23 protein-coding genes are annotated in these 25,372 nt (G+C 36.6%); 11 read left to right on the plus strand and 12 right to left on the minus strand.

What is annotated here, in order from left to right; translation table 11 throughout:
* Positions 1 to 14 precede the first annotated feature (14 nt).
* The 7 genes from AC5YGI_RS18090 to AC5YGI_RS18120 all read right to left on the minus strand — a co-directional run bounded on the left by AC5YGI_RS18090 (position 15) and on the right by AC5YGI_RS18120 (position 6,181).
* Positions 15 to 698: a phosphoribosylanthranilate isomerase gene (locus AC5YGI_RS18090; protein ID WP_496169147.1), complete on the minus strand. Its 684-nt coding sequence runs from the start codon at positions 696 to 698 to the stop codon at positions 15 to 17.
* Between the two features lie 11 nt (positions 699 to 709).
* Positions 710 to 1,483 (minus strand): indole-3-glycerol phosphate synthase TrpC, encoded by a 774-nt coding sequence (gene trpC, locus AC5YGI_RS18095; RefSeq protein WP_454511639.1) that lies wholly within the window; start codon positions 1,481 to 1,483, stop codon positions 710 to 712.
* 59 nt (positions 1,484 to 1,542) lie between these two features.
* On the minus strand, positions 1,543 to 2,529 hold the full coding sequence (trpD, locus tag AC5YGI_RS18100) for an anthranilate phosphoribosyltransferase (RefSeq protein WP_496169149.1): 987 nt from the start codon (positions 2,527 to 2,529) through the stop codon (positions 1,543 to 1,545).
* Positions 2,530 to 2,570: 41 nt separating this feature from the next.
* Positions 2,571 to 3,173, minus strand: a complete 603-nt coding sequence (locus tag AC5YGI_RS18105; protein WP_496169151.1) for an anthranilate synthase component II — start codon at positions 3,171 to 3,173, stop codon at positions 2,571 to 2,573.
* 52 nt (positions 3,174 to 3,225) lie between these two features.
* Positions 3,226 to 4,650, minus strand: a complete 1,425-nt coding sequence (locus AC5YGI_RS18110; protein ID WP_496169152.1) for an anthranilate synthase component I family protein — start codon at positions 4,648 to 4,650, stop codon at positions 3,226 to 3,228.
* A gap of 246 nt (positions 4,651 to 4,896) precedes the next feature.
* Positions 4,897 to 5,538, minus strand: coding sequence for a hypothetical protein (locus AC5YGI_RS18115; RefSeq protein WP_496169153.1), 642 nt, complete (start codon positions 5,536 to 5,538; stop codon positions 4,897 to 4,899).
* 190 nt (positions 5,539 to 5,728) lie between these two features.
* Positions 5,729 to 6,181 (minus strand): cupin domain-containing protein, encoded by a 453-nt coding sequence (locus tag AC5YGI_RS18120; RefSeq protein ID WP_496169154.1) that lies wholly within the window; start codon positions 6,179 to 6,181, stop codon positions 5,729 to 5,731.
* A gap of 201 nt (positions 6,182 to 6,382) precedes the next feature.
* On the opposite strand from AC5YGI_RS18120, the gene AC5YGI_RS18125 reads away from it, so the two are divergent.
* The 4 genes from AC5YGI_RS18125 to lysS all read left to right on the plus strand — a co-directional run bounded on the left by AC5YGI_RS18125 (position 6,383) and on the right by lysS (position 9,775).
* Positions 6,383 to 6,601, plus strand: a complete 219-nt coding sequence (locus AC5YGI_RS18125; RefSeq protein ID WP_110009423.1) for a hypothetical protein — start codon at positions 6,383 to 6,385, stop codon at positions 6,599 to 6,601.
* Positions 6,601 to 6,975, plus strand: a complete 375-nt coding sequence (locus tag AC5YGI_RS18130) for a c-type cytochrome (RefSeq protein WP_496169155.1) — start codon at positions 6,601 to 6,603, stop codon at positions 6,973 to 6,975. The genes AC5YGI_RS18125 and AC5YGI_RS18130 overlap by 1 nt, the downstream gene beginning before the upstream one ends.
* A gap of 3 nt (positions 6,976 to 6,978) precedes the next feature.
* Positions 6,979 to 7,908 (plus strand): 23S rRNA (adenine(1618)-N(6))-methyltransferase RlmF, encoded by a 930-nt coding sequence (gene rlmF / locus AC5YGI_RS18135; RefSeq protein WP_496169156.1) that lies wholly within the window; start codon positions 6,979 to 6,981, stop codon positions 7,906 to 7,908.
* Between the two features lie 169 nt (positions 7,909 to 8,077).
* Entirely contained in the window at positions 8,078 to 9,775 is a 1,698-nt protein-coding gene (gene lysS / locus AC5YGI_RS18140; RefSeq protein ID WP_330745750.1) for a lysine--tRNA ligase, read from the plus strand.
* 41 nt (positions 9,776 to 9,816) lie between these two features.
* Here lysS and AC5YGI_RS18145 read toward each other — a convergent pair whose 3' ends face one another.
* Genes AC5YGI_RS18145 through AC5YGI_RS18155 form a run of 3 tightly spaced genes read right to left on the minus strand, consistent with a single transcriptional unit; the run spans position 9,817 to position 12,681 of the window.
* Entirely contained in the window at positions 9,817 to 10,332 is a 516-nt protein-coding gene (locus tag AC5YGI_RS18145) for a ClbS/DfsB family four-helix bundle protein (RefSeq protein ID WP_330745751.1), read from the minus strand.
* A 4-nt stretch (positions 10,333 to 10,336) separates the two neighbouring features.
* A complete protein-coding gene (locus AC5YGI_RS18150; protein WP_446106332.1) occupies positions 10,337 to 11,341 on the minus strand; it encodes a cytochrome d ubiquinol oxidase subunit II in 1,005 nt (334 codons plus the stop codon).
* Positions 11,338 to 12,681: a cytochrome ubiquinol oxidase subunit I gene (locus AC5YGI_RS18155; protein WP_227943934.1), complete on the minus strand. Its 1,344-nt coding sequence runs from the start codon at positions 12,679 to 12,681 to the stop codon at positions 11,338 to 11,340. The genes AC5YGI_RS18150 and AC5YGI_RS18155 overlap by 4 nt, the downstream gene beginning before the upstream one ends.
* A 234-nt stretch (positions 12,682 to 12,915) precedes the next feature.
* Here AC5YGI_RS18155 and gyrB point away from each other — a divergent pair, with 234 nt between their 5' ends.
* From gyrB to AC5YGI_RS18190, 7 genes are all read left to right on the plus strand, one after another.
* A complete protein-coding gene (gene gyrB, locus AC5YGI_RS18160) occupies positions 12,916 to 14,850 on the plus strand; it encodes a DNA topoisomerase (ATP-hydrolyzing) subunit B (protein ID WP_227943933.1) in 1,935 nt (644 codons plus the stop codon).
* Between the two features lie 81 nt (positions 14,851 to 14,931).
* The gene (locus AC5YGI_RS18165) at positions 14,932 to 15,354 is read left to right on the plus strand and encodes a DUF5684 domain-containing protein (protein WP_330745753.1); all 423 of its coding nucleotides are present in this window, start codon (positions 14,932 to 14,934) and stop codon (positions 15,352 to 15,354) included.
* Between the two features lie 507 nt (positions 15,355 to 15,861).
* Complete coding sequence (locus AC5YGI_RS18170; RefSeq protein ID WP_496169157.1) at positions 15,862 to 16,173, plus strand: hypothetical protein; 312 nt, start codon at positions 15,862 to 15,864, stop codon at positions 16,171 to 16,173.
* A gap of 50 nt (positions 16,174 to 16,223) precedes the next feature.
* Complete coding sequence (locus AC5YGI_RS18175) at positions 16,224 to 18,116, plus strand: DUF3858 domain-containing protein (protein ID WP_496169158.1); 1,893 nt, start codon at positions 16,224 to 16,226, stop codon at positions 18,114 to 18,116.
* A gap of 2 nt (positions 18,117 to 18,118) precedes the next feature.
* Positions 18,119 to 20,056 (plus strand): DUF3858 domain-containing protein, encoded by a 1,938-nt coding sequence (locus AC5YGI_RS18180; protein ID WP_330745756.1) that lies wholly within the window; start codon positions 18,119 to 18,121, stop codon positions 20,054 to 20,056.
* Positions 20,057 to 20,147: 91 nt separating this feature from the next.
* On the plus strand, positions 20,148 to 20,972 hold the full coding sequence (locus AC5YGI_RS18185) for an RsiV family protein (protein ID WP_227943929.1): 825 nt from the start codon (positions 20,148 to 20,150) through the stop codon (positions 20,970 to 20,972).
* Positions 20,973 to 21,015: 43 nt separating this feature from the next.
* Positions 21,016 to 21,867, plus strand: coding sequence for a diacylglycerol/lipid kinase family protein (locus AC5YGI_RS18190; RefSeq protein ID WP_110009412.1), 852 nt, complete (start codon positions 21,016 to 21,018; stop codon positions 21,865 to 21,867).
* 158 nt (positions 21,868 to 22,025) lie between these two features.
* On the opposite strand, the gene AC5YGI_RS18195 is transcribed toward AC5YGI_RS18190, so the two are convergent.
* On the minus strand, positions 22,026 to 23,306 hold the full coding sequence (locus AC5YGI_RS18195) for a dicarboxylate/amino acid:cation symporter (protein ID WP_330745757.1): 1,281 nt from the start codon (positions 23,304 to 23,306) through the stop codon (positions 22,026 to 22,028).
* A gap of 170 nt (positions 23,307 to 23,476) precedes the next feature.
* Complete coding sequence (ggt, locus tag AC5YGI_RS18200) at positions 23,477 to 25,165, minus strand: gamma-glutamyltransferase (protein ID WP_330745758.1); 1,689 nt, start codon at positions 25,163 to 25,165, stop codon at positions 23,477 to 23,479.
* Positions 25,166 to 25,372 lie beyond the last annotated feature (207 nt).

Raw genomic sequence — 25,372 nt, forward strand, 5'->3', positions numbered from 1 at the left:
GTGTTTTTTATGTGTTATTTATTTTGTTGAAATTGTGTTTTAAATTTTTTTATGCGGTCAATATTTTTACTGCCGGGTTCTGTTTCAAATTTTGAATTGATATCCAAAGCGAAAGGCTGTTGCTTCAATGTTTTTACATCACAGATATTATCTTCAGAAATTCCGCCGCTTAGAAAGTAGGGCAGTGGAATCTCAAATTCATTCAGAATATTCCAGTCGAATTTTTGCCCTGTTCCGCCAAATGCTTTACTGTCTGTATCAAATAGGTAGTAGGTGACAGGTTGCGGGTTAGAGGAAAGAGTTTGTGCTATTTTATCTTTGTTATCAGCATCAATATTTCCTATTCTGATTACTTTAATGATTCCAACCTTAGGATTCAGTTTTTGTCTTAGTTCAGCAATAAAATCATTGCTTTCATCACCGTGAAGCTGTACAAAATTCAAATCTGCATGCTGAACAATCTTTACAATGATATCTGCTTCTTCATTGACAAAAACGCCCACTTTTCCCTGATGATCAATGGTTGAGATCTCTTCCAGACTCAGATGATTCAAAACATATCTCGGCGATTTTTCATAGAAGATAAAACCGAGAAAATCTGTTTTCATAGCAATCAATTCCTGAATCTGATCCGGTTTTGTAAGACCGCAGACTTTGAGTTGAGGTGGCAGGTTTGAGGTTGTAGGTTGCAGGTTCATTGTTATTGAGTTTAAATTTGAGAAGCGAATTCTTCAAAAGCTTTGGCCGGATCTGTATTTTTCATGAAATATTCGCCCATCAGGAAACCGTCGAATCCTTTTTCTTTTAAAAACTGAAAATCTTTAAGATTGTAAATACCGCTTTCTGCAACAGACAAAACGCCTTTTGGAAGCTGGTTTTTCAGCTGAACGGAATGCTGAAGATCAACTTTAAAATCTTTAAGGTTTCTGTTATTAATTCCTACCAAATCAATTTTTGAATTGAAATGCTTCAGTTCATCTTCTGTATGAATTTCCAGTAAAACCTCCAATTTCAGTTGGTGAGCTAATTCGGTAAATTCCTGTACCTGATCCGGTGAAAGGCATGATGCGATCAGCAGGACAACATCAGCACCGATGCTTTTAGCTTCGTAAAATTGGTATTCATCAATCATAAAATCTTTTCGCAGAATCGGAATATTGATGTCATTTCTTACACTGAGAATATCATTTAAATCTCCTCCGAAAAAATCATGATCAGTCAGGATAGAAATCCCGCTGGCTCCAGAATTTTCGTAAGCAGAAACTACTTCCAAAGGCTGTACATTATTATTGATGATCCCTTTTGAAGGTGATTGTCTTTTAAACTCAGCGATAATTCCGCTTTTATTTTTGATAGATTCTTTTAATGAATAGGTTGGCCTTCCAAAGAAAGAGGTGTCTTTTAACCTGTCAAGGGAAATGCGCAATTTTGCGGCAGCAATTTCCTCTTTTTTTCGTTCAATAATTTTATCAAGTATAGTCATTTTTTTGTGTCTGTAATGTAGTCAATAGTGAATTTTGCTTTGCAAGTGAATGGTGAATCTTATTGGATCAAAAGATTAAAACTATTCAATGCTTTTCCGCTTTGCAGACTTTCATCAGCCATGAGAAGACAGTTATCGTAGGTCCCGAATTTATGGGTGTTGTAAAGTGCGGCTGAAGCGTTGGCAAGAATTACTGAGTTCTGCTGTTCTGTACCTTTTCCTTCCAGAATATTCATAAATATTTTTGCCGTTTCCCGAATGGAGTTTCCTGCTTTAATATCTTCCAGCGTTACCGGATTGAAACCTAAATCTTCTGCAGAATAAATTTCTTCTCCGTTTTTGGTGATGATTTTGCTGTCGCCGGTAAGACTTATTTCATCATATCCGTCAAGACCATGTACCAGAATAAATTCACGTTCTTCCTTTTGAAGAAGATACTGATAAATTCTTGCAATTTCCAGATTATAAACTCCAATCATTGAATATCGGGGCTTTGCCGGATTGACCAAAGGACCCAAAAGATTAAAGAAGGTTCTTAATCCCAGCGATTTTCTTAATAATCCGACAGATTGCAGCGCAGGATGAAAATAAGGAGCGTGCAAAAAGCAGATGTTAGCCCTTTCAAGATCTTCATTCAATTGTTCTGAGCTGTTTTTAAACTGGTATCCCAGTTCTTCCAGTACATTGGAAGAGCCTGTAGTGGTAGAAGCACCGTAATTTCCATGTTTTATTACCTTCTGTCCGGCCCCGGCTACTACAAGACTGGCCAGAGTGGATATATTGATGGTATCTTTTCCGTCTCCTCCGGTTCCTACAATATCAATCGCATCACTGGCATCGATGTTTACAGGAACAGCCATCTGTAATAATGCTTCTCTGAAACCTTCCAGCTCTTTCAATGTGATATTCCGCATCAGAAAAACACTGATAAAAGCAGTCACTTCCGCAGCGTTGAATTTATTCTGTGCAATCTCAATCATGGTAGCCTTCGCTTCTGATTTTGAAAGCGTATTATGGTTGAACAGGTATTGAAGTATTTCTTTCATTTGTGGTATTTTTATGGTTGTTGAAGGACTTTCCAAAGTTTTCATGACAACAGAAAGTTTTTAATGATTACTTCTCCTTCCGGCGTTAAAATGCTTTCAGGGTGAAACTGTACTCCGTGTACATCATAGGTTTTGTGCTGCAAAGCCATGATCATTCCATCTTTATCTACAGCCGTAATTTCCAGTTCTTCCGGAAAATCTTCAGTATTGACTGCCCAGCTGTGGTATCTTCCTACTTCCAATCCTGAATGTAAATCCTTAAATAATTTGGTGTCTTCTTTCACCAGATCGGTAGTGGTAGCCACTCCGTGAAAGATTTCGGACAAATTGATCAGACTCCCTCCGAAAGCTTCAGCAATGGCCTGCTGTCCGAGACATACTCCAAGGATACTTTTTGAAGGAGCATATTCTTTAATAAGGTCTAATAAAATACCTGCTTCTTCAGGAATTCCGGGACCGGGAGAAAGGATGATTTTGTCGTATTTTTCAATCTCTTCAAGGGTAATTTCATCGTTTCTTACCACATCTACTCTTTGGTTCAGAATTCTTTCGATAATCTGAACAAGGTTATAGGTAAAGCTGTCGTAGTTGTCGAAAACGAGAACTTTAAGTGGCGTCTGCTGAGTGTTTATATTGCTGTTCATTGCTTTTTTTGTTAGATAGTTGCTGGTTGTTTTTTGTTGTTAGCAGGTGGGTTTATTTTTCAACTATTTTTTCTGCTTTTTCTACTGCTTTTTTCAGTGCATTCAGTTTGTTGTTGACTTCCTGTAATTCACTTTCAGGGACAGATTTTGCTACAAGACCGGCACCAGCCTGATAGAATAAGGTATTGTTTCTACTTAAGAAAGTTCTGATCATAATGGCCTGGTTGCAGGTTCCGTTCAGTCCGATGATTCCGATACAGCCGCCATAATAGCCGCGGGAATCCTTTTCATATTGATTGATCAGCTGAAGCGCTTTATGCTTGGGTGCACCACTCAGTGTTCCCTGGGGGAAAGTAGCGGAAACCATTTCCAGAGGATTGATGTCATCAGCAACATCTGCAGTCACCTCACTTACCATATGAATAACATGAGAGAACAGCTGGATTTCTTTAAGCTTGGTAACCGTTACATTTTTTCCGAGTTTTCCAAGATCATTTCTTGCCAGATCCACCAGCATAGTATGTTCTGCATTTTCTTTAGGATCGGCTTTCAGAACTTCAATAGCTTCAAGGTCAGCTTCAAAATTTCCTGTTCTTTTGGATGTTCCTGCAATCGGGTGAATAATGGCTTTATTGTTTTTGATGATTAACTGGCTTTCAGGACTCGATCCGAATAATTTGTAATTTCCGTAATCAAAATAGAATAAGTAAGGAGAAGGATTGATATTTCTCAAAGCACGATACACGTTGAACTCATCACCTTTGAATTTCTGCTCGAATCTTCTACTGAGAACCAGCTGGAAGACATCTCCGCGCATACAGTGTTTCTGAGCTGTTTTTACCAGTTCAATATATTCTTCATCTGTAATATTAGATGTTTCTTCGTTTATTTTCTCGAATGGGTAAACCGGAGTATTCTGATTTTTAATGAGATTTTCCAACAGATGGAATTCAGATTTTACGCCATCAATACAGTTTTCAATAATATACATTTCATCATTAAAATGATTGATAGCAATCACATATTGGTACAATCTATATCTTAAAACAGGAATCTCTACTTCCTTGCTTTGTGCTTTAAGGCTGATGTTTTCAAAAAACTGTACCGCTTCAAAACTTGTGTAGCCAAAAAGGCTCTGAGCCGTCTGCTCAATAGGATCACTGGTTTCTTCACATTTAAAAATCTGACGAAACTCTTCAAATACATCTGTAATATTCCGCTCCATAATAAATTGCTTTACGGGAGCAGAAGAAGGAAGTTTGATTTCATATTCGTTAAGATTTTTCACCTCAATTCCGGCAATGGCATTCACGGCGATGAAGGAAAAGTTATTATCAATACTTTTTGAATCTGAACTTTCCAGAAGAATTGTATCACGGAATTTATCCCTGATCTTAAGGTAAATATTCATGGGAGTATGAAGGTCTCCCAGTGTTTTTTTCGAAACGGTTTTTATCGTAATTGTTTTGGTCAACATTTTATTGTTTTTTGTGAGATTAAGGAATAAAAAAAGGCTTTAACGGTATCCGTCAAAGCCTATATATTGTTTTTTGATTATTTCTGCTGTAATTAACAACATGACAATACCTCCAGACCCGACGAAGAGTTTGAAAGCCACCACCAAATATTGTTGTTCATTTTAAACATAGGACAAATGTAGAAATTTTTTTTATACAAAGACGAAAAAATTTCTGAAAATAAAAAAACTTAACATTGAAACCTCTTATTTAAGCTGTCTGAGTTCTTGTTTTAATACTTTGATTTTTTCTCTGTAAGTTTCATCATCATAGTCTTTTACATAATCTTCCAATGCAGCAATATATTCTTCAATGAATTGTTTATTTGCTCTGTCTGCTTCATATTTGATTCTTGCAGAATTCACAGGAGCCATTTTTTCATTTTGTAATACAATTTTTCCTTCCCTGGATTGATCATAAAGGATGACCATGTTTTTTTCATATCCTGGAATGTATTTTACAGGAATATCCTTATCACCCGGAATTCTGATTGAATTTCTGATAGGATAAATGGCTGCAGTAGTAGTGGAGAAAAAGGTAGTGGTATATTTTCCGTCCTGTTTCTTTACAATAGCTTCATAATCGTGGATGTACATGTCATTCAGAGTAGAATTGGTTTCTACATCAGAGGTGATAATAGCTGTGCTTTCTACTCCGTATTTGTTTAAAAACCATGCATTTAGAAACTGTCCTCCAAAACCATTCAATATAGCAAGTGGAATGATCGGAATCAAAAACCATGCTTTTTTGGTCAGATAGGAGAGCAATCCAAAGAATGCAAACAACAGAACCACAGTATAAAAACCATGATGACTGGTGAAAAACAGAATTTTTGAAATTAAAACCATGGATTAAAGATAACTATAATAATCATTTATTTAACCGCTGAGATCGCAAAGATGTTATTAAATGATTATTAAATGATCGCAAGGGCGTTTCACTTAGCAAAATACGCTGTCATTAGCTGAATGAAGATCTTTGCAAACAAAAAAATAAAGTTTTATCATCATTACCTTGCGAACCCAGCATTTGAGCTATTTATTGTACTGGCTCAGATAAAGGAATGTCCGGAGTTCCGCTGTAGAAAACAATCAGCGTTGCTCCGAGGTCTCCGGTTTTACCTCTGTGGCCGGTATTAACCATTTCAGGAAGCACCTGACCTTTTTTTATCCATTGCGTTTTTCCATCCTCTTTTCTTTCAATCTGAATTTCACCTTTTTCTACATACGCCGCATTGATGACGGGATGTTTATGCCAGCTCAGTGCCGAATTGGGAGGTACAGCAATTTTAAGAACCGAAATTTCCGGCTGAGTTGAGGGGTAAGCAGGATACGTAGTTCCGTCCCAGGATTTTGTGGTTTTTAAAAGCGTCACCGATTCAATTTTATCAGAATATTCTGATTGTGGTTCATTAGATGAATTATCACATGAAAAAAGGAGAGAAGTGAGTATAGCAAAGCAAGCTGTACCCAATACATGTTTTCTGGTCATACATTTTTAAATTAATACGTTGATTTTTGGCTCGGATCATCCGATATACAAAAATACTAACCTAATTTAGAATTCTCCCATGTTTGAATTATTTTTTTACCAGTTGTACAGATCCTGGTCTCAAAAATATTTCCTAAAGAAAACATTTGTCATAAGTTTAAAAGTTTATTTTTTATATTTTTGCTTCCAAATTAGAAAAAAATGAAAAAAGTATTAGCAATCGCATTTATCGGAGGTTTATTATTGGCAAGCTGCAAAAAGAAGCCAGATCACTCTTTACAGGATAGCAACACAATGCTTGAGGAACCGGAAGCAACTACAGTGGTAGATTCTACTGCTAAAACTGCTGCTCCAGCTGCTGCAACTCCGGCTGCCCCTGCCCCTGAAGCTGCTAAAACAGATTCTACAGCGAAGAAATAATGAAAAAAATACTTTTGGCAGGAACACTGGGTCTTATGATCATTTCCTGTTCTAAAAAAGAAAATACAGCAGAAGTGGCATCTTCTTCTGAAGCTACAGCTGTTTCAGAACCTGCTCAGTCTCATCTTTCCGGTGATCAGATCATGGAAACATTGGACTGCTCAGGCTGCCACTCTGTGAATGAGAGAATGATAGGACCTTCTTATCAGGAAATTGCAGGAAAGTACTCTGAAAAGGATACTGAACTGCTGGCTTCCAAAATTATAGAAGGCGGAAGTGGAGTATGGGGAAGTGTCCCTATGGCTGCTCATCCTCAGGTATCTAAAGAAGATGCCAAAAAAATGGTGGAATATATTTTAAGTCAGAAGAAATAAAATATGCCTGCTGAAAAATCCAGTCTGCACACAAGAAATCTGCATCGTAATCCCTACGATTTTGATCAGCTTATTTCTTGTGTGCCGGAACTGAAACACTATGTTTTTACGAATGCCTATCAGACGGCAACCATTAATTTCAGCATTTCACAGGCTGTAAAACTGCTCAACAAAGCCTTACTCTTACATTTCTACAACATTAAAGGCTGGGACATTCCTGACACCAATCTTTGTCCACCGATCCCGGGAAGGGCAGACTATGTACATTATATTGCCGATCTATTAGGTGAACCACTTAACAAAATTCCCACAGGACATTCTGTAAAAGGATTAGACATAGGAACAGGCGCGAATCTCGTGTATCCTTTAATCAGCTGCAAATCTTATGGCTGGACCATGCTGGGAACGGATATCAATCAGGATTCTTTAAAAAATGCTCAGCATATTCTGGATCAGAATGAAGATCTTTCCTCTGTTATTCAGCTAAAAATTCAGCCTGAGGCTGATCATATCTTTACCAATATCATCGGTGCGGAAGAAAGGTTTACTTTCACCATGTGCAATCCTCCTTTTCATGATTCCGAAGAATCTGCAATGAAGGGAAATATCAGGAAAACAAAAAATCTCCATCAATCAAAGAAAACAAAACCTCTTCTTAACTTCAGCGGTCAGCAGTCTGAACTTTGGTGTGAAGGTGGTGAACTCGCTTTTATTACTAAAATGATCAATGAAAGCACATTGTTTTCATCACAGGTTCTTTGGTTCACGTGTCTGGTTTCCAAAAAAGACAATCTCAATAAACTCAACAATCTTTTAAAGAAAGTAAATGCTGTAGAGGTGAAAACCATCGATATGGCTCAGGGACAAAAAGTAAGCAGAATGCTGGCGTGGACGTTTATTCCTCGAAAAGACAGGAAGACCTGGTTCATTTAAGGTTCAAGGTTTAAAGTTTATAGCACGATAGTGCACATCTCGAATCTCATTAACCCGTATCCTGAACCCCAATACCCCGCATCTTTACCACTTTTTAAAATTTCTTAAAAAAGCCATTGACGGTCATGTCAAAAATGCCTAAATTTGTACGCTTTTAGAAAAATAAGAAATGCAATTATCAGAACAAGAAATCATTAGAAGAGAAAAGCTGAATAAGCTTACTGAAATGGGGATTAATGCGTTCCCTGCGGATGAGTATATAATTACAGATACTACAGAATCTATAAAACAGGATTTTTCTGAAAGTAAACAGGTGAAGATCGCTGGTAGATTGATGTCCCGCAGAATTCAAGGAAAGGCTTCTTTTGCAGAATTGCAGGATTCTAAAGGAAAAATCCAGGTTTATTTTAACAGAGACGAGATCTGTCCGGGTGAAGATAAAGAACTCTATAATGAAGTTTACAAGCACCTTCTGGATATTGGAGATATTATCGGTATTGAGGGAGAATTGTTTACCACTCAGGTAGGAGAGAAGACGGTTTTAGTGAAAAACTTTACGCTTCTTACAAAGGCTTTACGCCCGCTGCCTCAGGCTAAAACTGATGAAAACGGAGTAGTACACGATGGTTTTACAGATCCTGAATTAAGATACAGACAGCGTTATGTAGATTTAACGGTAAACCCACAGATAAAAGAAATTTTCGTGAAAAGAACAAAATTGTTCAATGCCATGAGAACATTCTTTAATGATGCAGGATATTTTGAAGTGGAAACACCAATCCTACAGTCAATTCCTGGTGGAGCTGCAGCAAAACCGTTTATCACGCACCACAATGCATTAGATATTCCATTATATTTAAGAATTGCCAACGAATTATATCTGAAAAGACTGATCGTAGGTGGTTTTGACGGAGTATACGAGTTCTCTAAAAACTTCAGAAATGAAGGAATGGACAGAACGCACAATCCTGAGTTTACTGCTATGGAAATCTATGTAGCGTACAAAGATTACAACTGGATGATGGATTTCACTGAGAAATTACTGGAATTCTGTGCTATCCAGGTAAACGGAACTACAAAAGCTACATTCGGGGAACATGAAGTAGATTTCAAAGCTCCTTATCCAAGAGTTTCCATGACAGAAGCGATCCTGAAATTTACAGGTTTCGATATCACCGGAAAAACTGAGAAGGAATTATATGATTTCGCAAAATCTATCGGTATCGAAGTAAATGAGACGATGGGTAAAGGAAAATTAATCGATGAAATCTTCGGTGAGAAATGTGAAGGAAACTTCATTCAGCCGACTTTCATTACGGATTATCCGATCGAAATGTCTCCACTGACAAAGAAACACAGAAGCAAAGAAGGCTTAACAGAGCGTTTTGAATTAATGGTATGCGGTAAAGAAATCGCTAATGCATATTCAGAGCTTAATGATCCTATCGATCAGAGAGAACGTTTTGAAGCACAAATGGCGTTATCTGAAAGAGGAGATGATGAAGCTATGTTCATCGATCAGGACTTCTTAAGAGCATTGGAATACGGTATGCCGCCAACTTCAGGATTAGGTATCGGTATGGACAGATTAATCATGTTCTTAACGAATAATGCCTCAATCCAGGAAGTATTATTCTTCCCTCAGATGAGACCTGAAAAAGCAGTTCCACAAATTGAATTAGGAGAGGATGAAAAAGTAATCCTTGAAATCCTTAATTCCCAGGAAGAGCCGATGGCTTTGGCAGAAGTAAAAGAAAGAAGCCAGTTATCCGGTAAAAAATGGGATAAAGCTTCCAAGACTTTGACAAAAAATAATATTGTGAAAGTAGAGAAAATTGACGAAAATCTTTTGATGAAACTGGCTTAAGATTTTTCAGAAGATCTAAATATAATATAAAAGGTACAGAACTATGCTGTACCTTTTTCTTTTTTCCATTTCCGGAGCTGTGCCCTGAAGTTTTTAAAGGGAGCTACGGTATTGATATGAATCCATTTCCAAACCGGCCACTGGGCGGGAGTCGTTGCCCATTTTCTCCGTCCGGGAGTGAATAGTGTGTCATCACTAAGGTTTTCTATCCAGTTGATAATTTCATCCACGTGATTTCGAAGCAGTTCTCTTTGTTCTTGTAAAGTATGAGAACCATATTCATTATAAAAAGACTGGTACAATCCTCCCAGGTTATTCCATTTGTATTCAGGAGTGGGCGTTTTTACTTCAATTCCTTTGCTTTCATCAGATTCCCATTGTAAAAGGAGGTGAGTCCAACCCAATTGATAGGAAATATTTTGTGATGGAGTTTTATCAACTCCCGGCTGCAAAAGATCTTTGTCCTCTTCTTTGATATCATTAAATTCCTGATCATAGAGAAGATATCTTTTCTTTAGCTCTTCAATGAGTTCTGTTTTGTCTTTATAAGTCTGCATATATTTATTTTCTTAACTTACTGAAAGAAGCCATCAGATAAAATAAGAAAGGAAGAATAAATAGTGATCCCAGCATCAATGCCCATCCCAATGCAGCGATAGTTTTTTCAGGAGCCATATGTTCCAGTAATGAAAGATGCTGTCCGTTTCCTAATAAAATAATATCCGGATTATGCTGATACGTTGCCGCTACTAAAATCATCACCATCTGGAATCCTGCCAAAGCACGTACGGGAAGTAGTTTTTGACGGTTCATCGCTCTTAAAATAAGCAATAAAGCTATCGTAGCAAAAGCAATCGCCATAATACCCAAAGGTTTAGAAAATACCCACATCAAAAGAGGAATATCTGAAATATAAGCGGTCACAAATACCAAAATACCTGTAATTACCACGAAGATCATTGTCTGCTTGGATTTTCTGATCATTAACAAAAGATCGGCCTTATCACGGGTTTCTCTTAATGAAAAGATAGAAGCAAGATAAGCACAAAGGGCTACCGTAAATAAGCCCACAGAAACCCCAAACCAGTTCAACCAGCTGAATACATACAAATCCAGAAAACCTACAGCATCAGGATTGATAGAATGTGAAACCGTAGCAGCAGCTATTAATCCCAAAAAGAAAGGTGTTAAAAGGCTTGCGTAGTAGAAAATATGAGTGTATAAAACCTGCCAATTGTCTTTCACAGCATCATAATGCCTGAACGTAAAGGCTGTTCCTCTTGCAATAATTCCCAAAAGCATCAGTACTAAAGGAATATGAAGGTAGGTAGACATGGTGGTATAAATCTCAGGAAAACCAACGAAGAGAATTACAATCGCAATGATAAGCCACATGTGATTGGCTTCCCAAACAGGAGCAATAGATTCATACATAATCTCATGGGTTTTATGGCGGGCTTTTTTATTGGTGAACATTTCTACAATACCTGCTCCAAAGTCAGCTCCTCCCAGAATAATATAAAGACAGATGGATAGCCAGAGAAAACCTATTACAATGTAAATCATGATTTTTTGTTTTTATCGTTAAACTGAGCATCGGTAGGATCGTAAAGCTTCGGTACCATTTGAATCTGTCTCTTTAAAAGGAAAACAAGGATCAATGATAATGATACGAAAATAGCCGTGAAGAAATAGAATGAATACTGTATTCCCGGCATAGGAGTTACCGCATCTGCTGTCCTCATAATTCCATAAATAATCCAGGGCTGTCTTCCGACTTCTGTTACAGTCCATCCCGCTTCCAGAGCAATATATCCAAAAGGTGTTGCGATTAAAAAGGTTTTTAATAACCAGTTTTTATTCAGCCATTCTTTTTTGAAGAAGAAGGCATATAAATAGACAGCTCCGATAACAATCATCACCACACCGAAGAAAATCATAATCTGAAAAGCATAATGAACCACAGCAATCGGAGGCCATTCATCTCTAGGGAAATCCTTAAGACCTTTTACTTCAGAATTAAAATCATTACTCACCAGAAAACTCAAAACTTTTGGAATTTTTACTGCATATTTCACTTCTTCTTTTTCTTCATCAGGAATTCCTCCAATCACAAATGAAGCCCCTTTTTCAGTTTCAAAATGAGCTTCCATAGCTGCCAGTTTGATAGGTTGTCTTTCTGCCACCGATTTTGCAGCAACATCTCCACTTAAAGGTGCACCGAATGCTCCGATCAAGGCAAAACCTACGGCAATTCTAAAAGCTTTGGTATGGAATTCAATATTTCTTTTTCGCATAATCATAAAAGCGTGTACTCCTGCTACAGCAAATCCTGTTGCACAAAACGCAGCAACGGTCATATGAAGAGCCTGCGGAAACCATGCATCATTAAACATCGCTTTGATAGGATCTATATTAAGATACTGTCCATTGATATAATCGAAACCGGTAGGAGAGTTCATCCAGGAATTGGCCGCTACTACAAGAATTCCGGAAGCCAACCCGCTTACTCCTACAAGAAAACCACAGAACCAGTGAAACCATTTATTGAATCTTTCCCATCCATATAAAAAGAAACCAATGGCAATCGCTTCGATGAAAAAGGCCGTTCCTTCCAGAGAAAAAGGCATCCCGAAAATCGGACCTGCATGTTTCATAAACCCTGGCCATAGAAGCCCAAGTTCAAAAGAAAGCATCGTTCCTGAAACGGCTCCCGTTGCAAAAAGGATAGCCACCCCTTTGCTCCATGCTTTTGTCAGTCCTTTATATACCTCGTTATTGGTTTTCAGATATTTCCAATGGGCAAAAGCCATCAGAAAGGGCATCACCATACCCACACAGGAGAATATGATATGAAAGCCCAGAGAGAGTGCCATCTGAGCGCGTGCTGCGATAAAATCATCCATAAGTTCAACTTTTCAGTTAATAAATTTAAGCATAAATTATTGATGTTGAATATGATTTACAACAGTTGCTATCTCATCAATACATTTTAATTTTGTTTCTTTTACCGGCTTACCAATCCTTATGTTTTTCTAAAGAAAACTCCACATTTTTTTGACACTTTTTAACTTTCATACCTCGAAAAAAATCACGATATTTGTGAGTCTTTGCATATAGCAGGATTTTTAATTTTTAATATGAGTCAAAAACAATATACAGCTAGTAGTATTCAGGCATTGGAAGGAATGGAACACGTTCGTATGCGTCCTTCAATGTACATTGGTGATGTAGGAGTCAGAGGACTTCACCACTTGGTTTATGAAGTAGTAGATAACTCTATTGACGAGGCATTGGCAGGGTACTGCGACACGATCTTCGTTAGCATCAAGGAAGGAAACGGAATTGAGGTAAGTGATAACGGTAGAGGTATCCCGGTTGATTTCCACGAAAAAGAGCAGAAATCTGCCCTTGAAGTGGTAATGACAAAAATTGGAGCCGGAGGTAAGTTTGACAAAGACTCTTATAAGGTTTCAGGAGGTCTTCACGGAGTTGGGGTTTCGTGTGTGAATGCCCTTTCCAATGAGATGATCACTACGGTTTACAGAGACGGAAACGTTTACCAGCAGATTTATTCAAGAGGAAAAGCCCAGACAGGTGTTGAGGAGATTGGTCACAGCGAAAAAAGAGGTACCAAGCAGTTTTTCCAGCCGGATGATACCATCTTTACAGAACTAATTTATAATTACGATACATTAGCAAGCCGTTTAAGAGAGCTTTCTTATCTTAATAAAGGAATTACCATTACTTTAACGGATGAAAGAGAAAAACTGGAAGACGGATCTTTCCGTTCAGAAGTTTTTCATTCTGAAGGCGGATTAAAAGAATTCGTTGCTTATATTGATGGCAACCGTGAATCTATCATGGAGCATGTGATCTTCATGGAAGGTGAAAGAGACGATATTCCTGTAGAAGTAGCAATGCGTTACAACACTTCTTTCAACGAAAATCTTCACTCTTACGTCAACAACATCAACACTCATGAAGGAGGAACTCACCTTGCAGGTTTCAGACGTGCTTTGACGAGAACCCTTAAAAAATATGCTGATGATTTAGGAATTCCACAGAAAGAGAAAGTAGAAGTTACAGGAGATGATTTCCGTGAAGGATTAACAGCTGTAGTTTCTGTAAAAGTAATGGAACCTCAGTTTGAAGGACAGACTAAAACAAAATTAGGAAACTCTGAAGTTTCCGGGGCTGTAGATAAAATTGTAGGGGAAATGCTTACCAATTTCCTTGAAGAGAACCCAAATGAAGCGAAACAGATCGTTCAGAAGGTGGTTTTGGCTGCAAAAGCAAGACAGGCTGCAAAAAAAGCCCGTGAAATGGTTCAGAGAAAATCTCCGATGGGAGGTTCCGGTCTTCCAGGGAAATTATCAGACTGTTCATCAAAAGATCCGGCAGAATCTGAAATCTTCCTTGTAGAGGGAGATTCCGCAGGGGGTACGGCTAAGCAGGGAAGAGACAGACATTTCCAGGCTATCCTTCCGTTAAGAGGTAAAATTCTGAACGTAGAGAAATCTATGCTTCACAAAGTATATGATAATGAAGAGATCAGAAATATCTATACTGCTCTTGGGGTTTCTGTGGGAACTGAGGAAGACAGCAAAGCATTGAACCTGGCAAAATTAAGATACCACAAGATCGTAATTATGACCGATGCCGATATTGACGGATCTCACATTTCAACACTGATTCTTACTTTCTTCTTCAGATATATGAAGGAACTTATTGAGAATGGTTATATCTATATCGCTCAACCACCTTTATATCTTTTAAAGAAAGGAAACAAAAAAGTATATGCTTATAACGAAAAAGAGCGTGAGGAATTTACTTTAGAAATGTCTCCGGACGGAAAAGGAGTAGAGGTACAACGTTACAAAGGTCTTGGAGAGATGAACCCTGAACAGCTGTGGGAAACTACATTGAATCCTGAACACAGAATTCTGAAGCAGGTAACCATTGATAATGCAGTGGAAGCAGACAGTATTTTCTCAATGCTGATGGGAGATGAAGTTCCGCCAAGAAGAGAATTTATCGAGAAAAATGCGAAATATGCAAAAATTGATGCATAAACCTTTTTAAAAATATAATAAAAAAGCTTCTGATTATTTAGAAGCTTTTTTTATATTTGGATAAACCAAAAAAACAATAATATGTTAACTCTTTTACAAACAGACCCTTACAACGGAGCAGATGCGGCTTCTGGTGCAGTTGCTGCAGGATTAGGGATCGGAACAATGTTCTTCGGACTGATTTGCTATATATTCTATGGATATTGCATGTACAAAATTTTCCAGAAAGCAGGAAGACAAGATGCGTGGGCTGCCTTTATTCCTATTTACAACACTATTGTATTACTGGAAATTGTGAAAAAACCGATTTGGTGGATCATTCTTTTCTTTATTCCACTGGTAAACATTTATGCATGCTGGGTGGTATATGACAGACTTGCCAAAGGCTTTGCAAAAGATACACCTCTGTACACCATTCTCATTCTCCTTTTCGGGTTTATTTTTATTCCTGTATTGGGATTGGGAAGTGACCGTTTTGACAGTAAGCTGGTCCCGAATGATTAATAAATAGAAAGAAAAAAATTAAAAGACTTCAGCAATGAAGTCTTTTTTTATTGATCATCTATAAAGTTGTAGAATTAATTGTACTTCCCTTTATTATTAATTCTACAGTATTTGAATCATATGGATTGTAAATTATTATAAATTTGAGTGCAGACAATATGAAGTTTATCCCTTCATGTTACAGAATATATATTCTTATTTCAATATAGAATGAATATAAATATTCTGTTATAACTTTTCAGAAATAAGCAATGAAAAGTTGATAATGTGTTCATTACCTTATAGGTACATTAAAAACTGTACTTTTTAAGTATTAGGTTGAAGGCTTCACATGTTGAAGCCTTTTATATTTTTTTTAACAGTTATTAAGATTTTATTATTTTTGTATAATATTAATAACGATGATGAAAATATTAGTACTGGGGGCTTTATCTACCGCCTCATTATATTTCGCACAGAGCTATCCTGCCTCTGCCATTCCTGAGAATTTTGAAAAATATGATATTGATGAAAATTAATACTAAACTTACTGTAGCAGGGAGCTGTTTTATGTTTAATATATTTTTTGCACAGCGTAAATTCCTCTCTCCACCTGTTTTTGACGAAGCTGATCTGAAGAAATCTTATTCATTGATAGAAAATGACACTCCCGCTGAGATTCTCGACAATAGTACTCGATATCACATTACGAATGATAATTCTTTGGGAAAAGAATGCTATTCAAAAATTAAAATCTATGACAAAAAACGTTCAGAAGATATTATCCTTTTTTTAAACAAATTTGGAAAGCTATCTCTGAAAAAGAAATCAGGTAATTAGCTTGATAAAAAATAAACAAAATTTTAAAAATTTATTTACAATTAGCAGTAATGATGAAAATTTTAATTTTAGGGGCCTTATCTACTGCCTCATTCTATTTAGCACAGAGTTATCCAGCTTCTGCAATTCCTGAGAATTTAAAGAAAAACGCTAATCTGGTAGTCCGAAAAGATCTTACTACTGTGAATATTAATAAGATTGATGAAATAAAATATCAGATTAATACAGTAAAGACTGTTTTGAATAAAGATGGTGATGATAAAGCAGTTGCTTATATCCCTTATGATAAAGGAAACAGTATTTCTGATGTAAAAGTTACAATCTATAATGAATCAGGAAAGAAAGTAAAAAGTTATTCGAAATCAGATTTTGGTGATTTTGCCAATAACCGTCATGGAATTTTTTATTCTGATAGCAGAATTATGGTTTTTAATTATACGCCAACTGAATATCCCTATACGATAGATTTCTCTTATGAGATATCAGATAAAAATACCGTTTTTATTCCTGACTTTGTACCTTTCTATTCTACCAATACATCTTTGGAAGAAGCAGAGTTTAAAATTATCAATACATCCGGGATAGAACTTAGAACGAAAACTTATCCATCAAAGTTTAACTATGCATCAGTTACAGAAAGCAGCAGTATCAATGAAAAGATATATACATATAAGAACGTTCCTGCTATTGATGATATTGCTTTACTCCCGCAACCTGTCAAAATTTTGCCGAAAGTAAGCTTCTCTCTGGCGAAATTTAATCTGGCAGGAAAACAGGGTACTTTGACAAACTGGACAGATTTTGGTACATGGTATTATAATAACCTTGTAGAACCTGTAGCCGTTTCTACTCCGGTCATCAAAGCTGAAATTGCAGCTTTAAACTTACAAGGATCTGTGGAGGATAAAATAAAGACGATTTATCAATATATGCAGAATAAGACCAGATATATCTATGTGGGGCTGGGAATAGGTGGGTGGCTTCCAATGCTTCCAGAGGAAGTTGACAAAAAAGGATACGGAGACTGTAAAGGTCTTACCAATTATATGAAAACGCTTCTTGATGAAGCAGGAGTACCTTCTTATTATTGTGTGATTAATTCCGGAGCTTCTCAGATATCTTTTGATCCGGACTTTCCTAGAATGGGAGGAAATCATGCTATTTTAATGGTACCCACAGAAAAAGGTAATATCTGGCTTGAGAATACATCCCAGCAAATTGCATTCAACCATCTGGGTTTTAACACAACAGACCGAAATGTGCTTTCAGTTAAAAAAAATGGAATAGAACTGATCAATACTCCTGTATATTCTGCCGAGCAGAATAAAGAAAAGCAAATCCTGAAAATCAAGGTAGGAGAGGATAACAGTATTCAAGGTGAAGGAAACTTTCATTACACAGGATATCAATATGATTATAATTTAGTATTTACCGGTTTTAGCCCTAAAGAAAGAAATGATGCTGTGAAAAGATCTTTGGATATTTTAAACTTTGAAAAAGTAGAGATGAAAAACTTTGTCAATAATAGAGACAAAGCTTTTATAACCTATGACATTGATTTTAAAGCAATTCATTATGCGAAGAAAGTTGGGAACAGCTTAATATTCAGAGCGGTTCCTATATATAATGATGCAATCCATAAAACGGATGAAAGCCGAGAGCTTCCTTTTGAAATCGGGCAGTCTTATGAAGACGAATATGAAATCAGTTTCAGCCTTCCCAATGGATATAAAATAGAAGAGACTCCCGAAAATATTAACCTCAAATCTGAATATGGGTTCTATACTTTAAATTTTGTAAAGAATGGAGAAGAAATTATTGTGAAAAGAAAAATACAAATAAATAAAGGAGCCTATCCAAAAGAAAAATATAATGAATATGTAAACTTTATCAAGAAAACAATAAACATGGACAATTCAAAAATTTTAATTACAAAAGCATAATGATGAAAAAAATAGTATTATTACTGGTTTGCTCTGCAAACCTCGTAGTTATTAAAGCTCAAAAACATGAGTTTCTAGATGCTCCAAAATTTTCAGAAGCAGATTTATCCAAAGCTAAGTCTTTATTGGATGAAAATGCGCCAGCTGAAATTTTGTACAGATCCATACATTTCAGAGTAGACGCGACTACAGGTGATCTGCACAGAGAGTATATTTACAGAATAAAAATATACAAAAAAGATAATGCAGAAGACTTATTAAATGTAGAAGTTCCACTTTATACAGGAGTCAATGAACATGAGTCATTAAACAAATTCAAGGCCTATACTTATAATCTGGAAGGGGGAAAGGTGATGCCGGTAAAGGTTGAAAAAAGTTCCAAATATAAAAGTAAGGAAAATAAAAATACAACGGTTACCAAATTTGCTTTTCCCAATGTTAAAGACGGATCGGTATTGGAATACCAGTATGAAGTGATCACACCATTTGCGTTCCTTTATACAATTCCTGAAATAGTTATTGAGATGGATACTCCATCACTTTACACAGAATATGTTATGGATACTCCAGTGAGCATTTCCTATAATATTAATTATACAGGTGGCCTTACTCCTAAATATAACGAGGTCTCAGACAGGACATTGTATGGTGCCCAATATAGAACATACAGGTTCGGCTTTGAAAATGTGAAAGGTTTTAAAACAGAGAAGTTCGTAAGAAATAGCAGAAACTTCCGTACAAAAATCAGTGCTGAACTTCATTCCACCAATTTTGGAGAACTTAAACTGTATTCATCTTCCTGGGAACAGATCAGGAAAAGACTTTATGATAATAATGATTTTGGAGGTGAGCTTAAAAAAACAAAACTGGCTAAAGAAAATATGCCGGCGGGAATAGCTGATATGAAAACAGACCTTGAAAAAGCAAATGCCATATTCAGATATGTTCAGAAAACATTTACTTGGAATAAAGATAAAGGAATCTATACAGAAGAGGGAATCAAAAAAATGATTGAAACCAAAACTGGGAATGCAGCAGAAATGAATCTTTTCTTAGTAATGCTTCTTCGTGAAGTAAACATTAAAGCAGACCCATTAATTATTTCGACTGTAGAGAATGGCCTTATTAATATTGTATCTCCCAACGTCAGTAACACAAATTTTGTACTGGCAGCTGTAGAAACAGCAGGCGCTATTCAAACTTTTGATGCTACTTCAAAACAGTCTTCCATGAACGAACTTCCTTTAAGAGACTGGAATCAATTTGGTATTTTGCTTGGTAAGGATAAAGCAGTTCAACTTCAGATGGAAAATACTAAGCCGGGAAATACCTTCCTTACCGTAAATGCGAAAATTAATGAAGATGGCAGCGTTTTCGGTGCTTATTCTGACAGAGATACCGGTGTATTTGCAATGTATGTTAAGGATGATTATGATGAAAACCCTGAAAAATATAAAAAGCAGTATAAAGAAAATTTTTCAATGGATTTTATTGATATTGATTCTAAAGTATTGGAAAATGGTGAGTTTGAAAGTACTATGAAGTTTTCTTCAACGGACCTTATTGATAAAATAGGAAAAAAAATGATTCTTAATCCAATGTTGTTTTTAAGTAAAAGTTCCAATGAATTTGATCAGACTGAAGTCAGAAAATACCCCATCGATTTTGGATCACCTTCTACCAAAATAAAAAAAGTAACTCTTGAAATTCCGGAAGGATATGTGATTGAGGAAATGCCTAAAGAAAAAAAGATTGTTACAGAAGATAAAGAAATAGAATACACCTATTCTATCGTACAAAAAGGAAATAAGCTGGAGGTAACGACCACCACAAAAGTTAACAGTTCAGATTATCCGAAAGAGTATTATCCTGCATTTAAACAAATCTGGGGCGTCGCTTCAAAATTTGAAAACCAGGTAATCAGTCTTGTTAAAAAGTAATGGCTGACGTAATCTGAGTAAAAAAATATATTTTTTTCCAAAACCATTCATCTTTTGAATGGTTTTTGTATATATACTCAAAAAATAAATTATGAAAAATACGATTGCTGTTATAGCATTATCTTCTTTCCTGGCAGTTACGGCCTGTAAAAAAAATGAAAAGGCAGGGCAAGCAGAGAAAACAGAAAATAAAGCAACTGAAGAATTTGTAGTGGACTCTGTGAAAGTCAATGATTCTACAAAAATTACAGACTCCTTAAAAGTGAGCTACACATCAAAACTGTTGGTTTTCCCTTCTTTAAAAGATAAAAAACTACTGGACAGCATCTATTTCCAGAATGAAAAAATTAAAGACTTTTCCAAAGCCGGTCTTCAGGCTTATCTGGATAATGAAAAAAATAGTTATTTCAATTCTGTAAAAAATGATAATAAAGACTGGGCATCAGATGTTACGTATGCTCAAAACTGGTATTCAAGCTCACATATGAATCTTATTTCCAACACCAACGGTTATATGCATATCCAATATGTGGGAAGCGGATATGAAGGTGGAGCACATGATAATTACGGATTTTCCGAAAGGGTTTTTGATCTGAAAAACAGCAAAAAATTAGAATTGAAAGACATTACTTCAATGCCTAAAAATAAAATTGAAGCCATTCTGATGAAGAATATCGATAAAATGAATAGTGGTACGATGGATGGTGACGGAGAAGTGAAAAACTCAGAAATGCTTTTAGTGGATAAAATTCCGGCATCTGATAACTTTTATTTTGATGATAAAAACCTGTATTTTCACTACAGTCCTTATGAAATTGCTGCATTCGCTGCCGGAGATATTACCATTCCGGTTTCATGGGAAGACCTGAAAGGCACATTAAATGCAGAATTTAAAGAAAGAATGAAAATTAAGTAAATTAATGCTTCCAGTTCAGGAAGCATTTTTTAATTTTGCGGTAATGGACAAAGTAGCTTTTATTATCAATCCTTTTTCGGCCAAAAAAAACTATCAGCCGTTTTTGAACGAACTTAAAGCAAAGGTTAACAATCCTCTGTATTATGTGTCAGAATCTATTCCCGGGACAGATGAATTTATCCAGTCTCACTTCGGAAAGGTAGATATTTTTGTGGCAATAGGAGGGGATGGTACCATTTCTACAGTAGCCAGGAACCTTATTAATACAGAGAAAATTCTCGCCATTTTCCCGGCAGGTTCAGGAAACGGTTTTTCCAATGAAACACAATTCAGTAAAAATCTGGATGAACTTTTAGAAAAAATAAAAGCAAAAAATTCCAGGAAGATCGATACATTTACCGTGAACGACAGGCTTTCCATCAATGTTTCGGGAACAGGTTTTGACGGTAAAGTAGTTAAAGAGTTTGAAAAAACAAGCCGTGGATTCAAAAACTATATCAAAGTTTCTCTGAAAACCTTCTTCAATTACAAGCCGATCAAAGTAAAGTTTTTTGATGAGGAATATCAGCAGTATAACGGAAGATATCTGATGATGAACATTGCCAATACCCGGCAGTTTGGTAACAACGCCTATATTGCACCAAAAGCCAGTAAAAGTGACGGGCTGGTTGACATGGTTTTGGTGAAAAAGTTTCCTTTAACGTATTCTGCGCTCTTTGCTTTCAGGATGTTTACCAAAAGACTGAAAGATGATGAATATGTAACCTATCTTCCGGTTTCTGAAATATCATTTAAAGTCAATACCAAAAACTGGCATCTTGACGGTGAATTCAATAAGATAAAATCACCGATTCATGTTAAAGTACAGCCTTCAAGTTTGAACATTTTGATTTAAAGCCGGTTACTGGTGCGGGTTAATCTGTTTCAGGTTTACCAGTTGCTGGTTGTTTGGCTGCGAGTTCGGTTTATTTCGAGTTATGTTTTACAAACAACTTTGAACCTTGAATTCTATCCCTATTCCCAGCAGCCTAAAACATGCCATCTGCCACCTATCTACACTTCCAGTTTCTTTTCCACTTCAGACGGATGTTCCAGACAGTATTGAAGTTGCTTTTTATCAAGTTGTTTTTCCCAGTTGGCCACTACAACTGTAGCTACAGAATTTCCAATGACATTCGTTAATGCACGGCATTCACTCATGAACTTATCAATTCCAAGAATTAAAGTCATTCCTGCAATCGGAATTTCAGGAACTACGGCCAGCGTTGCTGCAAGCGTAACAAACCCGGCACCTGTAACACCAGCTGCGCCTTTTGAACTTAACATGGCTACCAAAAGAAGCATCAGTTGCTTTTCGAGGGGAAGATGAATATTTAATGCCTGTGCAATAAAGAGAGAGGCCAGCGTCATATAAATATTTGTTCCGTCAAGATTGAAAGAATATCCGGTAGGAACTACAAGGCCTACAATAGCCCGTGAGCAGCCGGCTTTTTCAAGTTTTTCCATAATTCCAGGAAGGGCAGACTCTGAAGAGCTTGTGCCCAGAACGAGAAGAAGCTCTTCCTTAAGATAAAAAAGAAGTTTGAAAATATTAAATCCGTTATACCATGCCACCGCTCCCAGTACCAGGACCACAAAAAGGATAGACGTGATATAAAAGGTCCCTACCAGGAATATAAGATTCAGTACAGAGTGAAGTCCATATTTTCCGATGGTAAAGGCCATAGCACCGAAAGCTCCTATCGGGGCAAGCTTCATGAGCATATGGACGATTTTAAATACCGGAGTCGACAGATCCTGTAGAAAATCAGTTACTTTCTGGCTCTTTTCTTTTGTTAAAACCAAAGCAACTCCCATTAAAATAGCCACCAGAAGAACCTGTAGGATATTATCACCCACCAGAGGGCTGAACAAGGTCTCCGGAATAATATTCATAATAAAACCCGTAAGAGTAGATTCATGAGCTTTTGCCTGGTATTGTGAAACATCACCCGAAAGGGTAGCAGGATCAATGTTCAAACCATGTCCCGGCTGCAGAATATTTCCTACCACTAATCCGATGATAAGAGCAAGGGTTGAAAAGGTAAAAAAATAGATCATTGCTTTGATTGCAATTCTGCCTACTTTTTTCAAATCGGTCATGTGGGCAATTCCTAAAGTAAGCGTAATAAAAATTACCGGAGCGATAATCATTTTTACCAATTTGATGAATCCATCCCCCAATGGTTTCATCTTTTCTCCCAATTCAGGGTAAAATTTCCCAAGAAGAATACCCGCAATGATGGCGATAATCACCTGGAAATAAAGCTGATTGTGTATTTTTTTTGCTTTCAAAGAACAGTCGTTTTGTTTTTTTAAGGGCGAAAATTAAGAAAATTTATCTGAAAACATGACAAAAGTCATTCAAAAGAATCTGTTGAGCTTATTTGATAGATTGATTAAAAAGTCAGGGCTTCATTCGAAGAATGAAGCCCTGACTCTATTTCTGTATATTAATATATAGTTTATTCCACTGCTACAGAATCATCTCCACGGCCGTCTGCCACAGCATGGATATTTCCGTTTTCATCAAGAACAATCATTTCTGTTTTTCCGATGTATTTCGTTTTTTCAATGACGTAATTCTTACTTTTCAGTTCAGAAATAGTACTTTCCGGAAAATTATTTTCAACCGTTATGGTTTCAGGAAGCCACTGGTGGTGGAATTTTGGTGCATTGACCGACATATTTGCATTGAGTTTAAAATCAACCACATTCACAATGGATTGGTATACTGAAGTCGGTATTGTAGTGCCTCCGGGAGTTCCCACAACCATAAAAGGTTTTCCATTCTTAAGAATAATCGTTGGCGTCATTGAAGAAAGCATTCTCTTGTTGGGCTGTATTGAATTGGCCTCTCCACCCACAGCTCCGAACATATTCGGGACTCCGGGTTTGATTGAAAAGTCATCCATCTCATTATTTAAAAAGAATCCTGCTCCCGTAACTAAAACTTTACTTCCGTAATATCCGTTAAGAGTCGTGGTTACAGAAGCTGCATTTCCATCCTTATCCAATACGGAAATATGCGTGGTCTGCATCGATTCTTTCGGTTGTGCTATGATTTTACCGACTTCTGCACTTGGTGTCGCTTTGTCAAAACTAAAGCTTTTCCATCTTCCTTTCAGATAATCATCAGAGATCAGGTAAGAGGTCTTGTCCTGAATAAAATCCGGGTCACCCATATATTCAGCCCTGTCTGCGAACGCTCTTCTTTCTGCTTCAGCCATAATCTGAACTGCTTTTGTTGAGTTCTGCTGATATTTTTCAAGGTTTTCAAAACTGGCCATTCTGAGCATCTGGGCAAGTAGTACTCCGCCGCTTGATGGTAAAGGCATGGTGACAACATCATTTCCTTTGTAATCAAATTCCAATGCTTTTCTCTCAGCAACTTTATAGTTTTTAAGATCTTCCAATGTGATGATTCCGTTCCCTCTTTTCATTTCAGCAACTAAAAGTTCAGCTGTTTTTCCTTCATAAAAACCTTTAGCTCCCTGTTTCTGGATCAGTTTCAAAGTTTCAGCTAAATCTTTTTGAACCAATAGATCTCCGGCTTTCCATGGGGTATCCTTCACGAAAATGATGGAAGATTTATTATGTTTCTGGAATTTTTCCCTTTGGTTATTCAGCATTTCTGCCTCTTTATCTGTGATGGCAAATCCTTTTTCAGCAAGATCAATGGCGGGCTGAATAATCTTTTCCATAGGAAGTTTACAGTATTTCAACGTAGCAAAAAAACCTGCTACGCTTCCCGGGATGCCTACTGCAAGTCTGCCGTTCTGGGATAAATCTGTATCTGCCTTTCCTTTTTTATCAATATACATGTCACGGGAAGCCTTTTTCGGAGCTGTTTCCCTGTAATCCAGTGTGAATTTTTCACCATTATTTTTTACACCTACCAGAAATCCTCCGCCACCGATGTTTCCGGCCTGCGGATACACAACAGCAAGGGCATATTGTGTTGCGGTAACAGCATCGTAGGCATTTCCGCCCATCTTTAAGATTTTGGCTCCTGCTTCACTGGCTAACGGATGTGCAGAGACTACAACACCTTTCTTTTTTACCTGTACTTCTTTGATAATATTGATGTCAGTAAATTGTGCCCAGCTGATCTGTGCAGCCAAAAGCATCGAAGCAATTAAAATCTTCTTCATATGATTGTTTTTTCTTACAACAAAATTATTGATTTTTTTGCGTAAATGGTTGTTTTTATTATGAATATGAAAATTATACTTTACTTTTTGTATTTGTTAATATTTTTTAAATTTTATTCTGTTTATGTGTTTATTTATTTAATTTCATTGTATAATATTTAATTAATTTGGATTTTTTATGATATTATTTTCATTTTTTAAAATTTG

The organism is Chryseobacterium sp. CS3K3.1 (genome assembly GCF_059515165.1).